Origin of the sequence: Pseudomonas sp. Fl4BN1 (assembly GCF_009908285.1) — a bacterium.
Classification (GTDB): Bacteria; Pseudomonadota; Gammaproteobacteria; order Pseudomonadales; family Pseudomonadaceae; genus Aquipseudomonas.
In genome coordinates this window covers 281,621-299,922 of record NZ_JAAARM010000004.1, presented here as the reverse complement: position 1 = coordinate 299,922, position 18,302 = coordinate 281,621, and the positions used below count along the sequence as shown (strand labels likewise).

Here is an 18,302-nt window from a genome sequence, read left to right as displayed (position 1 = left end):
CTTGTTGTTTTATGACCCCGTCCAAGGGTGAAGCGATAGCGCGCATTGAGGCTGCCAGCGATCCTTGTACTGTTCTCCTGCAGGAACAGTCGTCGCTGAAACAGAGTACAGCACAGGTTTTTTCCCCATGCGGTGACCATTCGTCCCTTCAAGGGTGGCAGGGTTGGGGCTGGAGGCCCCGTCAACTGCGCCGTGAGACTTTTCTACCGACGAAAAAAAACGGCTGCGGCCACCGACGCCGCAACCGTCGAAGAAAAGCTTCAGGCATCCGACCTCAGGTCAGATCGCATTGGCAAGAGGCGCCGGGCGCCGAGACAGCAGGCTGACCACCACAAAACTCACCAGGCCCACGGCCAGGCTGTAGTAGATCGGCGTGTTGGCGTCCAGGCCGTCCTTGAACATGAACACCAGAGCGGTAACGAAGCCCAGGCCCATGCTGGTGATGGCGCCGGCGGTGGTGGCGCGCTTCCAGAAGATCGCGCCGATCAGCGGAATCAGCATGCCGCCCACTAGCAGGTTGTAGGCCAGGGTCAGGGCACTGATCACGTCGTTGACTACCAGGGCGATGGCCAGGACCACGATGCCGGTGAGAAAGGTGAACAGGCGGTTGATTCCCAGGCTCGACTGTTTGCCGCCGCGCAGTCTTGGCAGCAGGTCTTCGGTCAGGGTGGTGGAGGCTGCCAACAGGCCGGCGCTGGCGGTGGACATCATGGCGGCCAGGGCGGCAGCAATCACCAGGCCACGGATGCCGTCTGGCAGCGAGGCTTTGACGATGGCGGCGAAGGCGTTGTTGACGTTGTCCAGGTCCGGCAGCAGGACGTGGGCGGCCATGCCGATCAGTGCGCAAACCAGGCCATAGAGGATGCAGTAGACGCCCGCCAGGGTGCCGGCATACTTCGCGACTTTCTCGGTCTTGGCGGTGAACACCCGCTGCCAGATGTCCTGGCCGATCAGGATGCCGAAGAAGTAGATCATGAAGTAGGTGATGATGGTGTCCCAGCCGATGGTGGTGAAGCTGAAGTTGGACGCCGGCAGCTTGGCTACCAGTTGATCCCAGCCACCTACGCGGTACAGGCAGATCGGCAGCAGGATGAACATCAGGCCGACGGTCTTGATCACGAACTGGACGATGTCGGTCAGGGTCAGCGACCACATGCCGCCGATTGCCGAATAGACCACGACCACGCCGCCGCCCAGCAACACCGAGATCCAGAATGGCAGGCCGAACAGTACTTGCAGCACAGTGCCGATGGCGAGGATCGAGGTCACTCCGATCATCAGTGCGTAGGCCAGCATGATCACCGCACTGGCCTGGCGAGCCATGGGGTTGTAGCGCTTTTCCAGGACCTGGGTGACGGTGAAGATGCGCAGCTTGAGCAGCGGCTTGGCCAGCAGCAGGTTCAGGGCAATGATCCCCGCGCCCAGCGCGGCGCAGAGCCAGAACCCGGAGATGCCGTGGACGTAGCCCAGGCGTACGGTGCCGACGGTGGACGCACCACCCAGTACGGTGGCGGCCATGGTGCCCATGTACAGGGTCGGGCCCAGATTGCGGCCGGCCACCAGGTAGTCCTCGTGGGTCTTGGCCTTGCGCATGCCGTAGTAGCCGAGCACGAGCATGCCGGCGGCATAGATGAGTACGACGAATAGATCTAAAGCCATGGTGGCGTGTCTCCGATTATCTTTTTTATGTGAAACAAACGGTTCATGCAGGGGCTGGCTACTCAGCGGAGGCGGGGTTGAATCCTCTGCAGGACTCAAGGGCTCTATCGCGGGGCCGGCGGCTCCAGGAGGTTATCCGGGCAGCAGTGCGCGCCCCGCCAGCAGCCCGCTGAGCCTGCGGCTGGCGATGCTGGAGTGCGTCGCTTTGAGGGTGTCGATGGCCGTGCTGGGCAGGCCGAAGGTCAGGCGAAACAGGTCGCAAGGCCTGGTGCCGCGCTTGTGCTCGAGGATCGGTCCGATCCCGCTGGTTGCGATGTGGCTGAGGCTTTTTTCTTTGTTGTTATTCATGATCTGCTCCGATCACATTGGCTAAGGGGGTGGCAGCCCTTCCGGCATAGCGGACAAATAGTTGTGACAGGCCAGCCAGAGGCCTTGTTGTTTTGTGCAAGACCCAAGGGTCTCGCGTTCCTGGCTGAAGTCTTGCTCCCCTTGCATGCGCAGCTTCGTGGCTGCGTCATGAGTCAACCCGACGACGTCCCCTTGTGGGCGGACGACGGCGTTGTTCGAGGTGCACCACAGCACCTCGGAACCATCCGTAGCCCGTCATCGGGCCGGCTAATGCCTTCTGGGCATTGCGCAACAGCAACCGAGGACGGGGTAAAGATGAAGCTGGTAGCGGCACTGAGTGCCGAAAACGGCCTGGCGGCGCGAGGCATATGCTCGTGCTCGGTCATGGCCGGGACTCAGCGATGGGCCACGCCGGGCAGTACGCAGAGCATTTCATACAGCAGGTTGGCGCCCAGCAGCGAGGTGTTGCCGGTGGTGTCGTAAGGCGGCGAGACCTCCACCAGGTCGCAGCCCACCAGGTCCAGGCCCTGGCAGCCACGGACGATCTCGATGGCTTGAATCGTGGTCAGGCCACCGATTTCCGGGGTGCCGGTGCCAGGGGCCCAGGCCGGGTCGATGCCGTCGATGTCGAAGCTCAGGTACACCGGGCCGTTGCCAACTTTCTCGCGGACTTCGGCCATCAGCGGTTCCAGGGATTTGTGCCAGCATTCTTCGGCCTGGACCACTCGGAAACCTTGCTTGCGGCTCCAGTTGAAGTCTTCGGCGGTATAGCCCTGGGCACGCAGGCCGATCTGGACCACGCGGTCGCAGTCCAGCAGGCCTTCTTCCACGGCACGGCGGAAGGTAGTGCCGTGGGCGATCTTCTCGCCGAACATGTGCTCGTTGACGTCGGCGTGGGCATCGATGTGCACCAGCCCGACCTTGCCGTGTTTCTTGTGGATGGCCCGCAGGATCGGCAAGGTGATGGTGTGGTCGCCGCCCAGGGTCAGGGGAATCACGTTGTGTTCGAGAATGCCATCGTAGGCTTCTTCGATGATGCGGACCGCGTCCAACAGGTTGAAGGTGTTGATTGCCACGTCGCCGATGTCGGCCACCGACAGCGAGTCGAACGGTGCCGCGCCGGTCGCCATGTTGTAAGGACGGATCATCACCGATTCGGCGCGGATTTCCCGCGGGCCGAAACGGGTGCCGGCGCGCAGCGAGGTACCGATGTCCAGGGGAATGCCGATGAACGCAGCGTCCAGGCCGGCAGCGGATTGCAAGTGGGGAAGACGCATCATGGTGGCGATGCCGCCGAAGCGCGGCATTTCATTGCCGCCCAGTGGTTGGTGGAGAATCTTGTCCACGGGATAGGCCTCATCGTTGTTTTATATTTATGGGGTCGACGGCGCAGCAGGTCCTGCCCGGCCAACCGAGTGGGGCTGATTCTGCGAAATGTAGTGCGGGGAAAGAATCGCTACGAACAAATACTTAGTTCAGTTTTTTCTAAACTATTGGCCGTGGGCGCGTTAGACTCCCGCGCTGTTCCCCAAAGCCTTTATGGTCGGGGGGCGTGCTCCCGCTCAGTGGCGCAGCCCGCGCAATCAGGGTTGTGGGCTCGAGCTGGAAAAATGCTGGGGTGTCTCAGGACGGTATTGCTGCCCTGTTGCAGCCAGTGCTCTTGCCACAGGGATGGTGTCTTTTCACCTGTTACCGGAGCCTGTCATGGCCAACGCTTTACCTGATCTGAAACTATTACGCATCTTCGTCAGCGTGGTGCGACATCAGGGATTCGCCAATGCCCAGCGCGAGCTCAATCTCTCGACTTCGGCCATCAGCACCTACATGAGCCAGTTGGAAGCCTCCCTGGGCCTGGTGCTCTGTCATCGTGGTCGTGGCGGTTTCAGCCTGACCAGCAAGGGCGAGCTGTTTCACCAGGAAACCCTGCGCCTGTTGGCTGAGCTGGAAGGCTTCGAGCAGTACGCCGCAGCCCTCAAGGGCGAGTTGCGCGGGACCCTGAATCTCGGAGTGATCGACTCTACCGTCAGCGACAAGGCCCTGCCGTTCGCCGAAGCTATCGGTGCCTACAGCCAGGAACATCCGGCGGTACACTTGCACCTGTCGGTGATGAGCCCCCACGAACTGCAACTGGGGGTGCAGGACAACCGCCTGGATCTGGCCATCGGCGCTTTCTCCACGCGCATGAGCGGCCTGGTGTACATGCCGCTGTACCGCGAGCAGCACTGGCTGTATTGCAGCAATCGGCATTCGCTGTACAACGAGCGGCGCATTCCCGAGCAGGTCATCACCCAGCAGCGCATGGTCGGCCGGGGCTACTGGAGCCAGGCCGAATTGGCTCGGCATGGCTTCAAGCACAGCGCGGCAACGGTGGAAAGCATGGAGGCACAGCTGATTCTGGTGCTTTCCGGCGCCTACATTGGCTACTTGCCGGAGCATTACGCCCAGGCCTGGGCCGATAAGGGCGACTTGCGGGTATTGTTGCCGGCAACCTTCGGCTATCAAGCGCCGTTCTCGATGATTGTGCGTCGCGGACGCAGTCGTGAGCCGCTGATCCAGACCTTTCGCGATCTGCTGAAAGCCCAGCTCAATCAGGCCTGAGGAGGCGCTATGTCGAGAATTCGCTGTGAGCGCTGCCTGCGCCCCGAAAAACACTGCCTTTGCCTGTTGATCCCGGAGCTGTCCAGTCGTACCCGAGTGCTGTTGTTGCAGCATCCCAGTGAGGTCAACCACGCGCTGAATACGGCGCGGCTGGCGGCTTTGGGCCTGAGCAATGCGGAGTTGGTCGTCGGCGAAGTGTTCGAGGATTTACCCGCGTTGCTCAACCGTCCGGGTTACCAGGCGCGCCTGTTGTTCCCGGCAGATGATGCCCAGCCGTTGCAGGCTTATGCGGCGTCGGATGAACCGCTGCTGTTGGTGGTGCCAGACGGCACTTGGCGCAAGGCGCGCAAATTGTTGCACCACAATCCGCTGCTGGCGGCCTTGCCGCGAGTGACCCTGGCGACCGTGCTGGAGTCGCGCTACCGGTTGCGCAAGGCTCCGGGGCCTGGAGCCTTGTCCACCCTGGAAGCCATAGTCCAGGCCTTGCAGGTACTGGAAGCTCCGTTGTCGTTCGAGCCTTTGTTGCGGCCGTTCGAAGCCCTGATCGAAGGGCAGATTGCGGCGATGGGTGAACACACTTACCAGCGCAATCACCTCAAGCCTTGATCCAGATCCTGTCCCGCAATCTGTAGCCGTTGCCGCAGACTGTGATGGGGTGCGCAGCGGCTATGAGTTTCCGCTATCGCACCTTGTCTTCAAGCAGGCCGCAAGGTTTTCTGCCGCAGGATGTACACCGTCACCAGCACGGCACTGGTCAGCATGAACCCCCGTGCCCAGGGCAGTGGTACCAGATAGCAGGAGAAACCGATGCTCAGCCACATCAGGCCGATGGCATACACTTTGCCCTTGAGCGGAATGCCATTGCCGTCGAGATAGTCGCGGATCCAGGGACCCAGGCGCGGGTGCTGCACCAGCCAGTGATAGAAACGCGGCGAACTGCGAGCGAAGCAGGCGGCTGCCAGCAACAGGAAAGGCGTGGTGGGCAATACCGGAAGGAAGATGCCGAGTACCCCCAGCGCTACGCTCAGCCAGCCGCAGGCCAGTAGAACGTAACGCAATAGCAGGGGGCGTTGGCCTATGGGCTTGGCCATAGGCGGCGACTCAGTGGTGGCGAGGCTTGAGCAGCGCCGGCTTTTCGTCGGGAGCGTTGCACAGCAGGTACAACGCGGTCAGTGCTTCTGGAATCTGCACGATCATGTCGTCCATCAGGTTGGCATCGCTGGCGATATCGGAGAACTCTGGCTGTTCATCGAACAGGCCGGACCCCACCATGATCGGCAGGAGCATTTCGCTGACTTCATCTTCGGCGGTTTCGAACCAGGCCTCTTCGCGCAGGAACACGCCCTCCATGAAACCGATGCACCAGCCGCGCAGGTCGGAGTCGTCCGGGACGTCGCCCAAGTCGAGGTCGCAGGGCAGCTCGAACTCTTCGTCGGAGGCCAGTTGGCGGGCGATGTGCGCCTTGAGCGCCAGCAGGGTCGATTCGATCACTTCGCGCTCGGCGTCGTCGCGGTAGTGAGGCTCTTCGGCGAACAGCGCATCGATCCACTCACGGTCGGGTACGCTTTCCGAACAGATCGACAGGGCGGTCAGGTAGCCGTGAGCGGCCACGTAGTCCAGCGCCTCGTCATGCAGATCATCTGCGTCGAGGAAGACTTGCAGGCGGGTTAGTTGCTCAGCGAAGGACATTGACGGGCTACCTTGGGAATAAACGATGCTGAATTCTAGGCTTTCTTGAGCGCTCAAGCCAGCCGCGGGGCAGATTTGAGCGGTTCTAAAGGTTACCGGCGGTCCATAGTCGGCGCCCTGTGTCGGGAAGGGCTCGGGTATACTCGCGCGTTTTGTGATGCCCTGCAGGCATGGCGGCGAGCCCGGACAAGTCCGCTAACGCAAATGTCGGTGAAACGAGCCGGCTTTTCGGCCAGTCTGCGTTCAGGGATTTCAGCGATTTTTGGAGTTTTTCATGCTCGAACAGGCTCAACGCGTCCTCAAGGACATCTTCGGCTACGACAGTTTCCGTGGCCGCCAAGGTGCGATCATTGAGCGCGTGGCCAGTGGCGGCGATGCCTTGGTACTGATGCCCACCGGTGGCGGCAAGTCGCTGTGCTTCCAGGTCCCGGGCTTGCTTCGTGACGGTCTTGCGGTGGTGGTGTCGCCGCTGATCGCGTTGATGGATGACCAGGTTGCAACGCTGGAGGAGCTGGGGGTTGCAGCCGCTGCCCTGAACTCTACCCTGAGCGCCGAGCAGCAGCGTGACCTGGCTGCGCGCATCCGTCGTGGCGAGGTGAAAATGCTTTACCTGGCGCCTGAGCGCCTGGTTCAACCACGTATGTTGGCGTTCCTGCAGAATCTCGACATCGCCCTGTTCGCCATTGACGAAGCCCACTGCGTGTCCCAGTGGGGGCATGACTTCCGTCCCGAGTACCTGCAGTTGGGGCAACTGGCGGAAATGTTCCCGAATGTACCGCGCATTGCCCTGACTGCCACCGCCGACAAGCGCACCCGCGAAGAGATCGTCAATCGCCTGCACCTGCAGGACGCCGAGCGTTTTCTCTCGAGCTTCGACCGACCGAACATCTTCTACCGCATCGTGCCCAAGGAGCAGCCGCGCAAGCAGTTGCAGGTTTTTCTCAACGAGCGGCGCAGCGATGCCGGGATCGTCTATTGCCTGTCGCGCAAGAAGGTCGATGAAGTCACGGCCTTCCTGTGTGAGCAGGGTTTCACCGCGCTGTCTTATCACGCCGGGCTGCCCAGCGACCTGCGGGCCCATAACCAGAAGCGCTTCCTCAACGAGGAGGGCCTGATCATGGTGGCCACCATCGCCTTTGGCATGGGTATCGACAAACCCAACGTGCGTTTTGTCGCCCACATGGATTTGCCCAAGTCCCTGGAGGCGTATTACCAGGAAACCGGTCGTGCCGGCCGTGATGGCCTGCCGGCGGATGCCTGGATGGCCTATGGGCTGCAGGATGTGCTGATGCTCAAGCAGATGCTGCAGAACTCCGAGGGCGACGAGCGCCACAAGCGTCTCGAGCAGCACAAGCTCGACGCAATGTTGGCGCTGTGCGAGGAAACCCGCTGCCGCCGCCAGACCCTGCTGGCCTATTTCGATGAAGACATGCCGCAACCTTGTGGCCACTGCGATAACTGCGTCGATGGGGTGCAGACTTGGGACGCTACTGAGCCGGCGCGCCAGGCACTGTCGGCGATCTTTCGCACGGGCCAGCGTTACGGCGTCGGTCATCTGGTGGATGTACTGCTGGGCAAGGATACGGAGAAGGTTCGCAGTTTCGGCCATCAGCACCTGTCGGTATTCGGTGTTGGCAAGGCTCGCAGTGAAGGTGAATGGCGCTCTCTATTCCGACAGTTGGTGGCTCGTGGGCTGGCGGATATCGACCTGGAAGGCTACGGCGGCCTACGCCTGAGCGACAGCTGCCGGCCGCTGCTCAAGGGGGAAGTGACCCTGGAGCTGCGCCGCGACCTCAAGCCGCAAAGCACTCCCAAGAGCGGCTCCAGCCAGGCCAGCCAGCTGGTACGGGGCGAGGAGCGCGAGCAGTGGGAGGCGCTGCGAGCCCTGCGGCGCAAACTGGCGGAAGAGCATGGGGTACCGCCTTATGTCATTTTCCCCGATTCGACGTTGCTGGAGATGCTTCGCAGCCAGCCTTGCTCTATGTCGGAGATGGCCGAGGTCAGTGGCGTCGGTGCACGCAAGCTGGAGCGTTACGGTGCGGCGTTCCTCGACGTGCTGGGGGGCGGTGGCGAGGCGCCGAAAGTGGTCGCCGATGTTCGCCACGAGTTGATTACCCTGGCCCGTGCCGGAATGACCCCGGTGCAGATCGCCGGCCAACTGCAGTGCACGGAAAAGAACGTCTACACCCTGCTGGCCGAGGCCATTGGCAAGCAGCAGTTGTCCCTGGAGCAGGCACTGGATTTACCGGAAGACCTGCTGGGGGAAATCCAGGACGCTTTCCTCGACGGCGAGGGTGAGTTGCCGCCGGTAGCCGAGGTTCTCCAGGCCTTCGCCGGACGGGTGCCTGAAGGGGTGTTGTACTGCGTACGCGCGGCATTGCAGTCGGAGTTTGAAATGTAAGGGGGTGAATCAATGTTGTAACGATTCAGTCCCTTACAGGCCTTGCCTCCGAGCAAGGGGCATGCTTAGCTGACTAATAATTAGGTTCTCTTTATTTTCAGTCTGATCATGAGTGTTTTATGCCGTTAACCGATGAACACCGTTTTGGTATGCAGCTGGCGCATATGTCCCGCGGCTGGCGTGCCGAACTGGACCGCCGCCTGGCCGGACTCGGCCTGTCCCAGGCCCGCTGGCTGGTGCTGCTGCACCTGGCCCGTTTCGAAGAGGCGCCGACCCAGCGCGAGCTGGCGCAAAGCGTCGGTGTAGAAGGCCCGACCCTGGCCCGCTTGCTGGATAGCCTGGAAACCCAGGGGCTGGTCCAGCGCCAATCGGTGTTAGAAGATCGCCGGGCGAAGAAGATCGTTCTCTGTCCCTCCGCTCGACCATTGATCGAGCAGATCGAGACCATTGCCACCGCCTTGCGCCACGAGCTGTTCATTGGCGTCGACGAAGAAGACCTGCGGGTTTGCATGCGTGTTCACGGGCGCATCCTGGATAACCTGGAAAAGTCCTGAAGCCATCAGCCGGGGTTGCCTGACCCCGGTTCGTCCTGTTCTCCCGTTCCCCTGGCTCCGATGCGGATTGCGCTGTGCGCTTTGATCAGAAGGTCTGGCCGAGGTTCAGCGACAAGGCTTTCTGGTTGTCGTCGTTGAAGCCGTAGCTGAAGTTCAACGGCCCCAGCGGCGTGTCGAAGCCGAGGAAAATACTCGCCGCGTTGATATAGCCGCTGTCAAAGGCATTATCGTTGTTCCATGCCCGCCCACGTTCCAGTGATCCACCCAGATACAGCGGGAAATCCAGCGGCAGATAGGCGCGAGGCGTCAGTCGACGGAAATACACGGCGCGGGCCAGGCTGATGTTTTGCCCGGACAGCGCATCCTGACGGAAACCGGACAGTTGTCGGGCGCCGCCTAGCAGGAAACTGGAGGTGACCACTTCGGCATTGTCCAGGGTCCGCCCATAACGCCCGCCCAAGACAAAGGTGCTGGGGCCGCTGCTCAGTGCCTTGTCCAGCTTGAACTCCCACTGCCGGTAGCGCTTGTCCGAACCCATGCTCGGTTCGAACTGGCGCAGGGTCAGGCCGATGTCTTCGCCGGAGTGGGGGAAGTAGACGTTGTCCAGGGAGTCGAAGGAGTACTGCAACTGGTAGTAACCTTCGTTGAAGTTCTCACTGGGCAGGCTGTGGTCGCCGATACGCACATCGGCTTTGCCCCAGGCTTCGCCGACGCCGAGGCGCACTTCACCGCTGTTGCCGATCTGCCGGCCCAGGTTGAGGCCGAAGCCGTAGCGTTCCACGCGGTACTCGGCGATCGGATCGTTATCCAGCACCGCCTCGACATTCTGCGCCTCGGCCGCGATAAATGGCGCGATGAAGTAGCGCGAGCCGGCATCCAATGGCTGGTAGAACTCGCTGTAGAGCTCCTGTCGGTCACCGATCTGCATCCGCGTCAGCCACTCCGCGCCGAGGCTGTTGATGCCGTTCATGCGGTAGCTGGCGCCGATATTGAAAGCACTGTCGCCACGCATGTCATCGGACAGGTTCAGGCCCAGGCGCAGGTAGTCAGTGCCGCTGCGTTTGCCCCGTGCGCTGATTACCAGGGTGTTGTCCTGGCCTTTATGGCTGACGCGATACTGCACCTGCTCGAAGAAATCCAGACCGTACAGCGTGCCCATGTCGGTTTCCAGGCGACCGAGGTCCAGGGGCTCGCCAATGCGCTGGCGAATGTAGTAGCGGATCACGTCATCACTGACCTTGGAGTCGTTCTCCACCTTGATTGCGCTGATGATCGGCGTGCGCTGGCTGGGTTGGCGCGCGGCACTCAGTCCGGCGTCCAGCGGATGGGCCGGACGCAGGCGTGCCAGGCGCGCATCGAGCAGGCGTGTGGCGCGATAGCCCGCATCGATTATCTCCTGGGCACGGCCAAAGTCGGTGACGCCGAAACTCGATAGCGACGGCTGGACCAGCACGTCGTCCTTGTGCAGTGCTGCCAACTGCTCTTCTGAGTTGCGCCGGGTCATCAGGGTGATCGACTGATTCAGCACGTCGACGACGGTGTTCAATTGTTTGCGCGAGCGCAGTGGGGTGCCGATATCCACCACGATGGCAATGTCGACGCCCATGTCCCGGGCCACGTCCAGAGGAATGTTGTCGGTCATGCCGCCATCCACCAGCAGCCGGCCGTCCAGCTCCACCGGAGCAAATACGGCAGGAATCGACATGCTGGCGCGGATCACCCGGGGCAGATGGCCCTTGCGAAACACTACTTTTTCACCGCTGGCGATGTCGGTGGCCACGGCCCGAAAAGGAATCGGCAGCTTGTCGAAATCCCGGGTATCGCTGGCGTGGGCGAGCTTGCTCTCCAGCAGCAGTGCCAGGTTCTGGCCCTGGATCACCCCCAGGGGCAGGCCCAGGCTGCCATCGTCACGGAAGCTGAGCTTCTGTTTGACCAGAAAATCCCGATCATCCTGCTTGCGTCGAAAGGGCACATCTTCCCGAGGCGGTGCGTCGGATAGCGCCTGCCTCCAGTCGATGTCCAGGGCGAGTTTTTCCAACTCGTCGATGCTGTAGCCAGAGGCGTAGAGCCCGCCAATCACCGCGCCCATGCTGGTGCCAGCAATCGCATCAATGCGGATGCCTTGTTCTTCCAGGGCCTTGAGCACACCGACATGCGCCAGGCCGCGGGCAGCACCGCCCGACAGCACCAGGCCGATTTTCGGTCGTGGAGTTTCTGCGGATTGAGCGATCAGAGGCAGCAGGCAGAGCAACAGGCAGGACAGCAGGCGGCGCATCATGGTTCTCGGGGCGGGCGATAAAGCCGGCTATTATAGCGACGCCCTTGAACTCAGGAGTCGGCATGTACCATGACTGAACGTAAACCCGAAGTGGTCATCACCTATTGCACTCAATGCCAGTGGCTGCTGCGGGCGGCCTGGTTGGCCCAGGAGCTGTTGAGCACCTTCAGCGATGACCTTGGCAAGGTATCCCTGGAGCCCGCTACCGGTGGCACCTTTCGCATCACCTGCAACGGGGTCCAGATCTGGGAACGCAAGGCCGACGGCGGTTTTCCCGAGGCCAAGGTCCTGAAGCAGCGGGTTCGCGACCAGATCGACCCAGAGCGAGACCTCGGTCACAACGACCGGAGTCAGTGAGTCTCGGCCTGTACGCTGGCCGTCTTGTTGCCTGAGCCCACGGACAGTCGGCTCGATACCACGATCGCGACAATGATCAGCGCTCCACCCAGCAACATGCGCAGGGTCGGATTTTCGCCGAACAGCAGCCAGGCCACGGTAATCCCGTAGACCGGTTCCAGGGCAAAGACCACCGCGGCGGTGCGTGCCTTGATCACCGCCAGGCTGGCGACGAACAGGCTATGGGCCAGGCCGGTGCAGAAAATCCCCAGCAGGCTGATCCACAGCCAGTCCATGGCCCGCACCTGCCCAAGCTCTGGCGCCGCCACTGGCAACAGGCACAGGGCTACCACGACGTTCTGGCAGAAGGCGGCCTGCACCGCTGGAATCCGTCCGGAACTGGCGCGATTGTTCAATGACAGCAAGGCGAACAGCAGGCCTGAGCCCACGGCCCACAGCAGGCCGGTGGTGGCCTGGCTGGCCAGATCGAAGTCCGGGGTGACCAATACCAGTCCGATACTCACCAGGACCACCAGTAGCAGCTCGTTGAAACGAATCCGCTCGCGGAAGATCAACCCTTCGAGAATCACCGTGAAGGCCGGGAAGCTGGCAAAACCCAAGGTGGCGATAGCTACTCCGGCAACTTTCACGGCGATGAAAAAACTCACCCAGTGACCGGCCAGGAGCAGGCCGCTGAGCAGCAGGCGCTGCCAGTCACCGGTGGCCAGTTTCTTCCAGGGCGTGTTGCTCGCCAGACGGGCGAAGAAGCCCAGGGCAAGTACGGCAAAGGCGGCGCGACCGAACACGATAACGGCGGGCGAGGCGGCGGCCAGCTTACCGAACACGCCAGTCAGGCCGAACATCAGGGCGCCGATATGCAGCGCGCCAAGGGCGGTACGCGGAGTCATTTTTATCCTTAACAACAAGACGGCCAGTGATGGCTCGAGACGGTAAAGGTATTAGTCTACGAGCGAGCCGGCAGCGTCGTCTGTCGCGATCCTGGCGTTTTTTGTCGAGAGATTAGCGTTCGCCTTCTGCCTGAGCTGGCGCGGCGAATGGCCGAACTCACGCAGTATTGCCGCGGCAAACGCACTTTGAGAGTTGTAACCCACGCGGCTAGCGACTTCGCCAATGGGCAGTGTTGAACCGCGCAAGAGTTCCAAGGCCATCTCCAGGCGTCGGTGACGAACATAATCCATGGGTGTGCGCCCGTATTCGGCAATGAACCGTGCGTGCAGGCGAGCAGCGGAAATATCGGCAATCCGTGCCAGGTCGGCCACTTGCAATGGGTGGGCGGCGTGGCGATCGATATAGGCCTTCAGGGCGGCGTAGGGCAGTCGACGTTCGCCGGGGTGGCTGCACGCCGAATGATTGAGACTGGCCAACAGCAGTACGGCCCCTTGTTGGGCAATCAATGGGTCGTCCACGGGACTGTCTGCCAGCCAGTTGACCAGACGGCTCTGGCTTGGCTCCAGGGCCCGGCGCAGGGGGCTGTCGAGCAGGCGTCGACTGGCTTCGGCATGTTCCCCCAGGGACTGCTTCAGCCAGTGTTCGCCGGGCACGTCCAGCACCAGGCAATGACTGCCCCTGGGGCTGCCGCAGACATGCCGGGCACCGGCCGGCACTACCACGAAGCTCTGCTGCTGCACCTGGCTGCCCTGGCCTTCGACTTCGAAGTCGAGCTGGCCCGAGAGGCCGAACACCAATTGCGGGTGTTCATGGCTGTGGGCGATCAGGTCGTGGCTGTAGTGGCGCAGGGTGAGGATAGAACCCATCACGGTCTCCTTGGCAGACCGGCATTCTACACCGGCGGTCGGGCGATTCGCGCTGTCATCGCTCTGCCGCATTTTTGTCATGGGCTATTAATCGCTGGGGCGCAAGCTCGCAAAAAATCCCGGAGAGCGTCCATGACTCATGCCGAACTTGCCAGACCCAGCCGCAAGCAACGGGTACGGACCTTATGGATTTCAGATGTGCACCTGGGCACCCGGGATTGCCAGGCGGAGCACCTTGCACGGTTTCTCAAGGGGTATCACGCCGATCGCATTTACCTGGTGGGCGACATCATCGATGGCTGGAAGCTGCGCGGAGGCATGTACTGGCCTCAAGCCCATACCAATGTGATCCGCCGCTTGCTGACCATGAGCAAGCGCGGTACCGAGGTGATTTACGTCACCGGTAACCATGATGAGTTCCTGCGCCGTTATTCCAAGCTTATCCTGGGCAATATCCAGTTGGTGGACGAGGCGGTGCACGTCACCGCAGACGGGCGCCATCTGCTGGTGATCCATGGCGATCAGTTCGACGTCATCACCCGTTATCATCGCTGGCTGGCCTTCCTCGGCGACTCGGCCTATGAGTTCACCCTGACCCTCAATCGCTGGCTCAACCACTGGCGGGCGCGCTACGGCTACGGTTACTGGTCGTTGTCGGCCTACCTCAAGCACAAGGTGAAGACCGCCGTGAGCTTTATCAGCGATTTTGAGGAGGCCATCGCCCATGAGTGCGTCAAGCGCGAGTTGCACGGGGTGGTGTGCGGGCATATTCACCATGCCGAGATCCGCAAAGTCGGCGAGGTGGACTACCTCAATTGCGGTGATTGGGTGGAGTCCTGCACAGCCTTGATCGAACACTGGGACGGCACTATCGAGCTCTACCGCCTGGCCGAGGCGCAGGCCCGAGAAGCCCAGCTCAAGGCCGAGCAAGTGAAGATGGCGGAGCCGGCCTGAACCGCGTCGATGATCACGCCTCAGGCGCGGCTGGATTGTTCCATGGCCGCCTTGTACAGCGATTGCCGAGGTTGGGCGAACAGGCGCTGCAGCATTGGCTCGAAGAAGCTCAGGGGCAGGCTTTCATAGGCGGGATCGAAGGCCGCTGCGTCGTAGTTGGCGCAGAACTCGGCGGTACGCTGGTACAGCGGGTGATCCTTGAATTGCTCCCGCAGATGGCGGTCCATGCCCAGGTGATGAAAGAAGTAGTAGCCCTGGAATATGCCGTGCTTCTCAACCATCCACAGGTTCTCGGCACTGACAAAGGGCTTGAGAATGGCCGCGGCGATGTCCGGATGATTGTAGGAACCCAGGGTGTCACCGATGTCGTGGAGGAGGGCGCAGACCACGTACTCCTCGTCGCGCCCATCATGCCAGGCGCGGCTGGCGGTCTGCAGCGAGTGGGTCAGGCGATCCACCGGGAAACCGCCGAAATCGCCTTTCAGCAGTTGCAGGTGAAGCAGGATGCGTGCGGGTAATTGCTTGGCGTAGGCACTGAAGTCCGCGGCGATGATCGCCCAGTCCTCGGGGGTGCCGTCCTGCATATGGGTGAAGCGTGCTTGAGTGCTCATCGGCCATCCTCTTGTTGTTTTGGGCTGGAGGACTCGAGTGTATGCCTGGCCCTTGCCATCGCAGTGGCTGTGCGGGACGGCTTGCTGTCCAGTCGGGCCTAGAAAGGCACCTTGCCGAGGATCATGTCGCGGTACATGACGAAATCCCCCAGCAGGCTGTACAGCGGATGCTGAAAGGTTGCAGGGCGGTTTTTCTCGAAGAAGAAATGCCCGGCCCAGGCAAAACCATAGCCGGCCAGGGGCAAGGCCAGCAGCAACAGCCAGGCACCTTTGCCGATGGCGAAGGCCAGGAGGAAGATCACCAGGCTGGTGCCGATGAAATGCAGGCGCCGGCAAGTGCTGTCGCTGTGTTCGCTCAAGTAGTAGGGGTAGAACTCGGCGAAGCTGTTGAACTGTCGAGTGTTTTCCATGGCCGCGATCTCTGTGCTTGTTGTTCTGCGAGCGGGATGTTCTGCGGGGAGCTTATTTGAGTCTAGAGTCCTTGGCGGTACTGGCCAGTGACAATAGGCGCCACTTTAGTATCCTTGGGAAATTGGCCGTAGCATGCGGCTCATCATGTAAGTAACCCTCATGAGCGAACGTACGACTTCTGCAAGTTGGACCCTGGGAATCGTCAAAACCCTGGAAATGGATGGCCTTGATTGTCGGGCATTGTTCAAGCAACTCGGGCTTGACTATGGCGCCTTGGAGGACCCGGACGCGCGCTTTACCCAGGACTCGATGACCCGGCTCTGGCAGCGGGCCGTCGAGGTTTCCGGCAATCCGGCGATCGGTTTGAACATGGGCAAGGTGGTGCGCCCCGCGTCCTTTCATGTGGCCGGTTATGCACTGATGTCGAGTCGTACGCTGGCAGAGGGTTTTCAACGGCTGGTGCGCTATCAGCGGATCATTGCCGAAAGCGCTGATCTGAGCTTTCGCCTTCTACCTGAGGGTTATGCATTGATCCTTACCGTACATGGCGATCATCTGCCGCCCACCCGGCAAAGCGCCGAAGCCTCGCTGGCCTGTGCCCTGGCCCTGTGTGGCTGGCTGACGGGGCGGGTATTGCAGCCCCGCAAGGTGTTGCTGCAAGGGGAGCAACCATTGGACGTGCAGCCTTACAAGGAGATGTTCCATGCGCCCCTGGTGTTTGCCGCACCCTACGATGCGCTGATTTTTCTGCGCGCCGACATGGAAGCGCCACTGCCCACTGCCAATGAAGCCATGGCCTTGCTGCATGATCGGTTTGCCGGCGAATACCTGGCACGGTTCTCCGAGAGCCGAGTGACTCACAAGGCGCGGCAGGTATTGTGCCGTTTGCTGCCCCAGGGCGAGCCCAAGCGTGAGAGGGTGGCGCAGACCCTGCACCTGTCCCAGCGCACTTTGCAACGCCGCCTGCAGGAAGAGGGCACCAGTTTCCAGACCCTGCTCGACGATACGCGCCGTGAATTGGCCGAGCAGTACCTGGCGCAGCCGAACATGACCTTGCTGGAGATTGCCTATCTGCTGGGGTTTGCCGATCCGAGCAACTTCTTCCGTGCATTCCGTCGCTGGTTCGATGTCACGCCCGGTGAGTACCGGGCGCGGCTGCTGGAGATGCCAGTCTCGATCAATGACGCCAGAACGCCGGAATACACAGTACAAACACCGTGATGATTTCCAGTCGGCCCAGCAGCATCCCCAGGGACAGGATCCACTTGGCAGCGTCCGGCAGGGTGGAGAAATTGCCGGCCGGGCCAATGGTTTCTCCCAGACCCGGGCCCACCCCGGACACGGTGCTGGCGGCGCCGGTCAGGGCGGTCATCCAGTCCAGGCCCAGCAGCGACAGGGCCAGGGCAATCATGCAGATGGTGATGGCGAAGAAGAACGAGAAGGTGAGGATCGAACGGACGATTTCCTCATCCAGGCGATGACCGTTGTACTTCTGCTTGATCACCGCGCGCGGGTGGATCAGTTGATTGAGGTTGGCCTTGAGCAGGATGTAGGCGACCTGGAAACGGAAGATCTTGATCCCGCCGGCAGTCGATCCCGAACAGCCACCGACGAACCCCAGGTAGAAGAACAGCATCAGCGAGAAATTGCCCCACAGGCTGTAGTCACCCAGGGCAAAACCGGTGGTGGTGACCACCGAGGTCACGTTCAGTGCCACGTGGCGCAAGGCATCCAGCCAGTGCAGGTCGGTGGTCCACCAGTACCAGGTGCCGAGTACCAGCCAGGTCACTAGCAACAGGCCGAGCAAGCCTTGAACCTGCTGGTCCTTGATCAGCGCACGGCGGTTGCCGCGCAGGGTTGCCACGTACAGGGCGAAAGGCAGGCTGCCGAGGATCATCACCACGATCGCCACCCAGTGCACTGCTGGTTGTTTCCAGTGGGCCAGAGAGTCGTCGGAGGTGGAGAAACCGCCGGTGGAAATTGCCGACATGGCGTGGTTGATGGCGTCGAATACCGTCATGCCGGCCCACCAGAACGCCAGGCTGCCGAAGATGGTAATGCCGACATAGGTGGCGACGATCAGCCGCGCCACCATGTGTGAGCGAGGCATGACTTTCTCGGAGCGGTCCGAAGACTCGGTCTGGAACAGGCGCATGCCGCCGATGCGCAGCAGCGGCAGAATCGCCACCGCCATGCCGATGAAGCCGATCCCCCCCAGCCAGTGCAGCATCGAACGCCAGATCAGGATGCCCGGGGACATGCTGTCCAGGCCGCTGAGTACGGTGGCGCCGGTGGCGGTGATGCCGGACATGCTTTCAAAGAATGAATCGGTGTAGCTGATGTGCTGGGTCAGCAGGAACGGCAGGGCGGCAAAGATGCATACCACCAGCCAGCTTGAGACTGTCAGCAGGTACATGTCCCGCGGTCGCAAGTGAATGTGCTCGGGGCGCCCGGGAATCACCAGGGCCAGGCCGGCGATGAAGGTGATCATGCTGGCCCAGAGGAACGACGGCAGATCACCGGTGCGTTCGAAGATCACCAGTGTCGCCATGGGCACGACCATGGCGATGGCCAGGGTGATGAGGAAGATGCCGATGATGAAACCAATGATCCGTAAAGTCGGCAACGCCATGGGGTCCGCTCGGGGTGATAAAAGAAGGGCGCTCATTCTACCTGCGGTGCAGGGCA

Annotated in this window: 18 protein-coding genes and 1 pseudogene; 7 read left to right on the top strand and 12 right to left on the bottom strand. The window is 61.5% G+C overall.

All coding sequences use genetic code 11. The annotated features are described in order from the left end of the window. Window positions 1-279: 279 nt before the first annotated feature. The 4 genes and pseudogenes from GV818_RS06925 to speB form a co-directional block, all read right to left on the bottom strand. Window positions 280-1,659 carry a sodium:solute symporter gene (locus GV818_RS06925; RefSeq protein WP_161753843.1) on the bottom strand — a complete coding sequence of 460 codons (1,380 nt, stop codon included), beginning with the start codon at window positions 1,657-1,659 and terminating at the stop codon, window positions 280-282. 132 nt (window positions 1,660-1,791) lie between these two features. After that, window positions 1,792-2,007, bottom strand: coding sequence for a hypothetical protein (locus GV818_RS06920; protein ID WP_161776135.1), 216 nt, complete (start codon window positions 2,005-2,007; stop codon window positions 1,792-1,794). 21 nt (window positions 2,008-2,028) lie between these two features. Beyond that, a pseudogene (locus GV818_RS34370) lies at window positions 2,029-2,262 on the bottom strand (DUF4440 domain-containing protein); the annotation flags it as partial. A gap of 140 nt (window positions 2,263-2,402) precedes the next feature. Next, window positions 2,403-3,353: an agmatinase gene (gene speB, locus GV818_RS06915; protein WP_161776133.1), complete on the bottom strand. Its 951-nt coding sequence runs from the start codon at window positions 3,351-3,353 to the stop codon at window positions 2,403-2,405. A 358-nt stretch (window positions 3,354-3,711) separates the two neighbouring features. Here speB and GV818_RS06910 point away from each other — a divergent pair, with 358 nt between their 5' ends. Further along, entirely contained in the window at window positions 3,712-4,605 is an 894-nt protein-coding gene (locus GV818_RS06910; RefSeq protein ID WP_161753837.1) for a LysR family transcriptional regulator, read from the top strand. A 9-nt stretch (window positions 4,606-4,614) separates the two neighbouring features. Continuing rightward, window positions 4,615-5,211 (top strand): tRNA-uridine aminocarboxypropyltransferase, encoded by a 597-nt coding sequence (locus tag GV818_RS06905; RefSeq protein ID WP_161776131.1) that lies wholly within the window; start codon window positions 4,615-4,617, stop codon window positions 5,209-5,211. A gap of 89 nt (window positions 5,212-5,300) precedes the next feature. Here GV818_RS06905 and GV818_RS06900 read toward each other — a convergent pair whose 3' ends face one another. Together GV818_RS06900 and GV818_RS06895 are read right to left on the bottom strand one after the other, a co-directional pair. After that, the gene (locus tag GV818_RS06900) at window positions 5,301-5,696 is read right to left on the bottom strand and encodes a YbaN family protein (protein WP_161753833.1); all 396 of its coding nucleotides are present in this window, start codon (window positions 5,694-5,696) and stop codon (window positions 5,301-5,303) included. A 10-nt stretch (window positions 5,697-5,706) separates the two neighbouring features. Next, a complete protein-coding gene (locus GV818_RS06895) occupies window positions 5,707-6,294 on the bottom strand; it encodes a YecA family protein (RefSeq protein ID WP_161753831.1) in 588 nt (195 codons plus the stop codon). A 274-nt stretch (window positions 6,295-6,568) separates the two neighbouring features. Between GV818_RS06895 and recQ the strand changes: the two genes are divergently transcribed. Continuing rightward, the gene (gene recQ / locus GV818_RS06890) at window positions 6,569-8,695 is read left to right on the top strand and encodes a DNA helicase RecQ (RefSeq protein ID WP_161776129.1); all 2,127 of its coding nucleotides are present in this window, start codon (window positions 6,569-6,571) and stop codon (window positions 8,693-8,695) included. 119 nt (window positions 8,696-8,814) lie between these two features. Beyond that, window positions 8,815-9,249, top strand: coding sequence for a MarR family transcriptional regulator (locus GV818_RS06885; RefSeq protein WP_161753828.1), 435 nt, complete (start codon window positions 8,815-8,817; stop codon window positions 9,247-9,249). An 85-nt stretch (window positions 9,250-9,334) separates the two neighbouring features. Here the strand turns inward: GV818_RS06885 and GV818_RS06880 are convergent, their stop codons facing one another. Continuing rightward, on the bottom strand, window positions 9,335-11,524 hold the full coding sequence (locus GV818_RS06880; RefSeq protein ID WP_161776179.1) for a patatin-like phospholipase family protein: 2,190 nt from the start codon (window positions 11,522-11,524) through the stop codon (window positions 9,335-9,337). A 72-nt stretch (window positions 11,525-11,596) separates the two neighbouring features. Here GV818_RS06880 and GV818_RS06875 point away from each other — a divergent pair, with 72 nt between their 5' ends. Further along, window positions 11,597-11,884 (top strand): SelT/SelW/SelH family protein, encoded by a 288-nt coding sequence (locus GV818_RS06875; protein WP_161753826.1) that lies wholly within the window; start codon window positions 11,597-11,599, stop codon window positions 11,882-11,884. Here the strand turns inward: GV818_RS06875 and GV818_RS06870 are convergent. Together GV818_RS06870 and GV818_RS06865 are read right to left on the bottom strand one after the other, a co-directional pair. Next, entirely contained in the window at window positions 11,878-12,771 is an 894-nt protein-coding gene (locus tag GV818_RS06870; protein WP_161776127.1) for a DMT family transporter, read from the bottom strand. The genes GV818_RS06875 and GV818_RS06870 overlap by 7 nt on opposite strands. A 51-nt stretch (window positions 12,772-12,822) precedes the next feature. Beyond that, on the bottom strand, window positions 12,823-13,638 hold the full coding sequence (locus GV818_RS06865) for a helix-turn-helix transcriptional regulator (protein ID WP_161776125.1): 816 nt from the start codon (window positions 13,636-13,638) through the stop codon (window positions 12,823-12,825). A gap of 132 nt (window positions 13,639-13,770) precedes the next feature. On the opposite strand from GV818_RS06865, the gene GV818_RS06860 reads away from it, so the two are divergent. Next, window positions 13,771-14,592, top strand: a complete 822-nt coding sequence (locus GV818_RS06860) for a UDP-2,3-diacylglucosamine diphosphatase (protein WP_161753820.1) — start codon at window positions 13,771-13,773, stop codon at window positions 14,590-14,592. A 20-nt stretch (window positions 14,593-14,612) separates the two neighbouring features. On the opposite strand, the gene GV818_RS06855 is transcribed toward GV818_RS06860, so the two are convergent. Both GV818_RS06855 and GV818_RS06850 read right to left on the bottom strand, forming a co-directional pair. Next, the gene (locus GV818_RS06855; RefSeq protein WP_161776123.1) at window positions 14,613-15,203 is read right to left on the bottom strand and encodes an HD domain-containing protein; all 591 of its coding nucleotides are present in this window, start codon (window positions 15,201-15,203) and stop codon (window positions 14,613-14,615) included. A 98-nt stretch (window positions 15,204-15,301) separates the two neighbouring features. Then, a complete protein-coding gene (locus GV818_RS06850; protein WP_161776121.1) occupies window positions 15,302-15,613 on the bottom strand; it encodes a DUF962 domain-containing protein in 312 nt (103 codons plus the stop codon). Window positions 15,614-15,773: 160 nt separating this feature from the next. Here GV818_RS06850 and GV818_RS06845 point away from each other — a divergent pair, with 160 nt between their 5' ends. Further along, a complete protein-coding gene (locus tag GV818_RS06845; protein ID WP_161753814.1) occupies window positions 15,774-16,835 on the top strand; it encodes an AraC family transcriptional regulator in 1,062 nt (353 codons plus the stop codon). Here GV818_RS06845 and GV818_RS06840 read toward each other — a convergent pair. Further along, window positions 16,792-18,246: a TrkH family potassium uptake protein gene (locus tag GV818_RS06840; protein WP_161753812.1), complete on the bottom strand. Its 1,455-nt coding sequence runs from the start codon at window positions 18,244-18,246 to the stop codon at window positions 16,792-16,794. The two genes, GV818_RS06845 and GV818_RS06840, sit on opposite strands and share 44 nt — an antisense overlap. Between the last annotated feature and the right edge of the window lie 56 nt (window positions 18,247-18,302).

Excerpts from the sequence above, each read along its gene's own strand:
- GV818_RS06925 (WP_161753843.1), bottom strand. The coding sequence starts at position 1,659 with ATGGCTTTAGATCTATTCGTCGTACTCATCTATGCCGCCGGCATGCTC.
- GV818_RS06920 (WP_161776135.1), bottom strand. The coding sequence starts at position 2,007 with ATGAATAACAACAAAGAAAAAAGCCTCAGCCACATCGCAACCAGCGGG.
- GV818_RS06910 (WP_161753837.1), top strand. The coding sequence starts at position 3,712 with ATGGCCAACGCTTTACCTGATCTGAAACTATTACGCATCTTCGTCAGC.
- GV818_RS06905 (WP_161776131.1), top strand. The coding sequence starts at position 4,615 with ATGTCGAGAATTCGCTGTGAGCGCTGCCTGCGCCCCGAAAAACACTGC.
- GV818_RS06900 (WP_161753833.1), bottom strand. The coding sequence starts at position 5,696 with ATGGCCAAGCCCATAGGCCAACGCCCCCTGCTATTGCGTTACGTTCTA.
- GV818_RS06895 (WP_161753831.1), bottom strand. The coding sequence starts at position 6,294 with ATGTCCTTCGCTGAGCAACTAACCCGCCTGCAAGTCTTCCTCGACGCA.
- recQ (WP_161776129.1), top strand. The coding sequence starts at position 6,569 with ATGCTCGAACAGGCTCAACGCGTCCTCAAGGACATCTTCGGCTACGAC.
- GV818_RS06885 (WP_161753828.1), top strand. The coding sequence starts at position 8,815 with ATGCCGTTAACCGATGAACACCGTTTTGGTATGCAGCTGGCGCATATG.
- GV818_RS06880 (WP_161776179.1), bottom strand. The coding sequence starts at position 11,524 with ATGCGCCGCCTGCTGTCCTGCCTGTTGCTCTGCCTGCTGCCTCTGATC.
- GV818_RS06875 (WP_161753826.1), top strand. The coding sequence starts at position 11,597 with ATGACTGAACGTAAACCCGAAGTGGTCATCACCTATTGCACTCAATGC.
- GV818_RS06870 (WP_161776127.1), bottom strand. The coding sequence starts at position 12,771 with ATGACTCCGCGTACCGCCCTTGGCGCGCTGCATATCGGCGCCCTGATG.
- GV818_RS06865 (WP_161776125.1), bottom strand. The coding sequence starts at position 13,638 with ATGGGTTCTATCCTCACCCTGCGCCACTACAGCCACGACCTGATCGCC.
- GV818_RS06860 (WP_161753820.1), top strand. The coding sequence starts at position 13,771 with ATGACTCATGCCGAACTTGCCAGACCCAGCCGCAAGCAACGGGTACGG.
- GV818_RS06855 (WP_161776123.1), bottom strand. The coding sequence starts at position 15,203 with ATGAGCACTCAAGCACGCTTCACCCATATGCAGGACGGCACCCCCGAG.
- GV818_RS06850 (WP_161776121.1), bottom strand. The coding sequence starts at position 15,613 with ATGGAAAACACTCGACAGTTCAACAGCTTCGCCGAGTTCTACCCCTAC.
- GV818_RS06845 (WP_161753814.1), top strand. The coding sequence starts at position 15,774 with ATGAGCGAACGTACGACTTCTGCAAGTTGGACCCTGGGAATCGTCAAA.
- GV818_RS06840 (WP_161753812.1), bottom strand. The coding sequence starts at position 18,246 with ATGGCGTTGCCGACTTTACGGATCATTGGTTTCATCATCGGCATCTTC.